This window comes from Caballeronia sp., assembly GCF_049581465.1.
Lineage (GTDB): Bacteria > Pseudomonadota > Gammaproteobacteria > Burkholderiales > Burkholderiaceae > Caballeronia.
Map to the genome: position 1 here is coordinate 1 of NZ_JBAUSA010000530.1, position 4,361 is coordinate 4,361.

4 protein-coding genes are annotated in these 4,361 nt (G+C 58.6%); 3 read left to right on the top strand and 1 reads right to left on the bottom strand.

The annotated features are described in order from the left end of the window. Together WCA53_RS13045 and WCA53_RS13050 are read left to right on the top strand one after the other, a co-directional pair. Positions 1-349, top strand: a 349-nt coding sequence (locus WCA53_RS13045; protein WP_423910519.1) for a Pr6Pr family membrane protein, incomplete at its 5' end; no start/stop codon positions are given. Between the two features lie 91 nt (positions 350-440). Next, the gene (locus WCA53_RS13050) at positions 441-1,253 is read left to right on the top strand and encodes a phytochelatin synthase family protein (protein ID WP_423910523.1); all 813 of its coding nucleotides are present in this window, start codon (positions 441-443) and stop codon (positions 1,251-1,253) included. A gap of 56 nt (positions 1,254-1,309) precedes the next feature. On the opposite strand, the gene WCA53_RS13055 is transcribed toward WCA53_RS13050, so the two are convergent. Then, positions 1,310-2,152, bottom strand: coding sequence for a class I SAM-dependent methyltransferase (locus WCA53_RS13055; RefSeq protein WP_423910526.1), 843 nt, complete (start codon positions 2,150-2,152; stop codon positions 1,310-1,312). A gap of 272 nt (positions 2,153-2,424) precedes the next feature. Here WCA53_RS13055 and WCA53_RS13060 point away from each other — a divergent pair, with 272 nt between their 5' ends. Further along, entirely contained in the window at positions 2,425-4,341 is a 1,917-nt protein-coding gene (locus WCA53_RS13060; RefSeq protein ID WP_423910529.1) for an SMP-30/gluconolaconase/LRE-like region family protein, read from the top strand. Positions 4,342-4,361: the final 20 nt, after the last annotated feature.

Below are 4,361 nucleotides of genomic sequence, written 5' to 3' on the forward strand. Positions count from 1 at the left end.
GGCTTATAACCTGCTGCTGCGCTACTTTTGGACTCCTTCCGGGTATAGGGCAGTCCTCAACGAATGTTTGCATACCGTGGTTCCGTTGTTGTCCGTGCTCTATTGGGTCATGTTCGTGCCGCGTTTCCATCTGACGCTTCGTCACTGCCTGCTCTGGCTGATCTACCCACTCGCTTATCTGTTCATCACGTTATGGCGGGGGAGCACGTCGGACTTTTATCCGTATCCTTTCATCGATGTCGGCGAACTCGGCTATCTGCATGTTTTATTCAACGCGAGTTTGCTCGTGCTCGCATTCATTACGCTGATGGGTGTGTTTATTGCATTGAATCATCGCCGGCCACGCTAGCGTTATTCACGCGCAATCTTTTGTCATGGTAAAAATCAGGGTTTGTCACTGATGACAAAAACGCGCGATCAACGTCAGCCGAAGGAATTCAATGCCCCAGCGTTTCCCGTTTCGTGCCCTCAAAGCGAGTCTGCTAGCCGCGTGGCTGGCAGCCGCTCTTACGGCTTGTGCGCCGTTGCCGTCATCGGTGCAATCGTCGTCCGCGAGCTTGCTGGCAGCCTCTTCTGCGCAAGCCGTCGTTCAACCCGCCGATGGACCGCTTGCCGTCCCGCCTACGCTTACGTCCCTTGTTGATCCAGTCGGGCAGGGTCGCTTGCTATCGGCCGCGAGCAAGCAGTCTTACTGGCCGCTGTCTGCTTATTTCGAAACGCAGAAGAACGAGGCGTATTGCTCGGTTGCGACCTCCGTGATGGCGCTCAACGCGTTGGGCGTGCAGCGTCCGGAATCGTCGCTCTATCCCGGCTTTCCTTATTTCTCGCAGGACGAATTCTTTCGCACGATCGATCCTCAGGTGGCGAATGCGGCGCGTGTGTCGATGGAAGGCATGACGCTCGACCAGCTTGCCGCCGCGTTGACGAGCTTCCCCGTCGACGTCAGGAAGTATCATGCGAGCGACCTGACGCTCGCCCAATTCCGCGACCTGATCCGAACGACCACGGCGCGCAACGACCGCTTCGTGCTGCTCAATTTCAAGCGAACCTCCATAGGGGAGGTCGGCGGCGGGCACTGGTCGCCGCTGGCGGCCTTCGATCCCGCCACCGATACCGCGTTGCTACTCGATGTCGCGCGCTACAAGTACCCGCCGGTTTGGGTGCCGGTCGCGCAGTTATACGACGGAGCGCTCGCGGTCGATTCGGTGAGCGGACTTGCGCGAGGCCTGGTAATCATTGGCAAGCCGCATTGAAGAACGCGCGTTGGCGCGAATCGATTCGCGCTTCCGTGCTTTAGTCAGGGCTTAAGTCAAGGCTTTACAAAGCGCAGCGTCATGCGGTCCGACTCGCCGATCGCGGCCAAGCGTTCCCGGTCCACGGCGCCGCCGCGATAGGTCGGCGGCAACGACCATACGCCATGCGCATAGTCCTTCGTATCGTGTGGATTGCTGTTGATTTCACTGCTTCCGGCGAGCCTGAATCCCGCTGATTTTGCATGCTCGATGACATAGGCTTCTGTCACATAGCCGGTGTCGATCATCTGTTGCAGGGAGGTGCCCGGCGTTGCGCGATGCTCTTCCACGCCAAGCACGCCGCCCGGTTTCAGCACCGTGTAGAACGCACGGAAGTTCGCATCGATCTGGCCGTCTTCAATCCAGTTGTGGATGTTGCGGAATGTCAGCACGCGGTCCACTTGCAAGCCTTGCGGCAAGCCGCTGAACTGACCCGAACGCAACGTTCCCACAATCACCGTTCCGTACACGGCGGGCGTGGTTGCGAGCTTGAGTTCGAAGCTTGCATTGCCTTTTATTTCGCCGTCGGATAGCGCCGCTTGCGGTGGCACATACTGCGCTTCATACAACGTACCGCGATCCCGCAGATACGGCCCCAGGATGTCCGTATACCAGCCGCTGCCGGGCGCAATTTCCAGCACGCTTTGCGTGGGGGCCAGACCAAAGAACTCAAGCGTCTCCTTGGGATGGCGATAGACATCACGAGCCTGCGCCTTATCTCCACGATACGGCGCCGCGATAGCGGCATCGAGCGAGGGGGAGGCCGGCGTTGCACAAGAGGCAAGCAGCAGGGGAACGGATAAAGCGGCAAGCGCGATGAACGCGCGACGCATTGGGCGATAGGTCGGAATGGTTTTCATGACGGCTATTATCGGGCAAAGCGATTCGCTCGTCTTGGCGTGTCGTTTCGCCTTTACTGGAAACGCAAGCAGCTCAACTTTTTTCGCACCCCGCCGTTATACCGCCCAAACGCCTCATAGCGTGCATGCCAACACGACAAAGAAGGCAGCCACAGGTACCATCACGCGGTCTCCACGTAGAGCACATCGAGTAGTCGTCGCTGAGTCATCGCCGCGAGCATGGGCGAAACCACAATCCCCGATTCAGGTGCCTCCGGAGGGCGCTTTTCATCATGATGAAACAAATCTATGCCTTGTTCGCCGCGATGCTGCTGATCGCTACGATGGCGACAGAGTGCCAGGCGCAGTACACCACCGACTGGGTGGCGAACACCAATGGGACCAACGCCACTCGCGTGGGTAGCGTCGCGCGCTCCATGTGGGTAGCGCCCGAGGGTGTCATTTACACGTCCTCCATGTGGGACGAAAACGAGGGTGGTGTAGCGATATATCAGAACGGCCAAAGCATGGGGTCCATAGGAGGTCACGGCGACTTCCAGGGCAGCGCCATTACGGGTAACTCAACCACCATCTTCACTGCCATGCAATTCAATAGCACTTACGGCAGCGGCTCGGTGGGGGCGTACAGCCGAACCAGCCTGACTCGCAATTTGCTGATCCCGGTGAGCGCGGATACCACTGAGCAGCGGGCTGATGTAATCACAGGACTCGCGACGTCGGGCTCGCTCGTTTATGCGAGCGATTTTCCTGGAAATCGCGTCCGGGTCTACACCACCGGCGGCAACTGGCGGCAGGATATCGCCGTCCCTGGGCCGGGGGCGCTCGCGGTGGACGGCGCAGGAAACCTGTGGGTTGCGCAGAAGAGCGCGGCCGCGATCCTTGAATTCAGTCCGGCCGGCGCGCCGATGAACACCATCCAGATGGCCGCTACCTCCCGACCGTCCTCGCTGTATTTCGATTCGACGACTGGGTATCTCATGATCGGCGACGAGGGTCCCGACATGAACATCAAGATCTATAACCTTGCGGGCAATGCATCCCTGGTTAGTACGTTTGGCATTCAAGGCGGATATCTCGACACTACATCTGGAATAAAAGGCCAGGTTGGTTCTCAGCGCTTTACCCGCGTGGCAGGCATCGGCAAAGACGCGACCGGCATGCTGTACGTGCTGAACAACCCATGGGGCGGAAGCTGGGACCTCGGCCGCGACGGCGGCACCGACATTCACGCCTACAGCAGCTCGGGCACCTTGCAGTGGACGCTTCAGTCTCTCAACTTCGAGGGGGTCGCCGCTCCAGACGCGGGTACGGATGCGGCGAACTTCTATGGAGGCACGAATATCTACACGGGCACCGCTGGAGGAACCTTCGTAGCGAACACGGTTGACCCAATCGACTATCCAGCCGATCCACGGATCAACATCAACGATCCCTCACGTGACGAACATTTCGGTGAACTCGCGACCATCGGCGCCAACCGAATCCTTGTGGCATCCGGCCAAAATCCCGATACGTTCTACTTCTTCTACTTCAACGCGGCGAATGGCTACATCGCAATACCGGCCGCTTCGCTTCCAGGTACAGCGTTCAATGCAACCGCACCGGTCAGGGACGGATTCTGCCTTGACAGCCATGGGGACGTCTGGGCCGGTTTGGACAAGACGAATGCCATTTGGCACTATCCGCTGACCGGCTTTAGTGCCAACGGTCAGCCGACCTGGGGGCCCGGAATTGCAACGCCCATTCCGAGCACGATTACGCCGTTGACGCGGATCATCTACTTGCCGGAAAGCGACACCATGATCCTGGCACAGGGCATTGTCGGGAGTACAGATTGGACGTCGATCGGAACACGGGTCGAGGTGTATCACGGCTGGCTTGCAGGCAACACAACCGCTCCCAATCCGGTGCTCAACATCACCAGCGTCAATCCCAAGTCGATCACGGCAACCGGCAACTATCTCTTCGTGGGTTACGTACACACCGTGCCCAACATCGATGCCTTCAATCTGACCACAGGCAACGTGGACACTACGTTGATCGACAGCAGCCCCAGCACCGTGTATGTCGGCAATGACGTGGATTCGATGTACGGCCTCAGATCGTACCGTCGCTCGAACGGGCAGTATGTCGTCACGAAGGACAACTACAACGGTTCAAGCGTGATTGTTTATCGCTGGACACCGTGATCAATCGGGCTCGTCGGGCA

Bases quoted from the DNA above. Each gene is read 5' to 3' on its own strand.
- WCA53_RS13050 (WP_423910523.1), top strand. From the start codon at position 441: ATGCCCCAGCGTTTCCCGTTTCGTGCCCTCAAAGCGAGTCTGCTAGCC.
- WCA53_RS13055 (WP_423910526.1), bottom strand. From the start codon at position 2,152: ATGAAAACCATTCCGACCTATCGCCCAATGCGTCGCGCGTTCATCGCG.
- WCA53_RS13060 (WP_423910529.1), top strand. From the start codon at position 2,425: ATGATGAAACAAATCTATGCCTTGTTCGCCGCGATGCTGCTGATCGCT.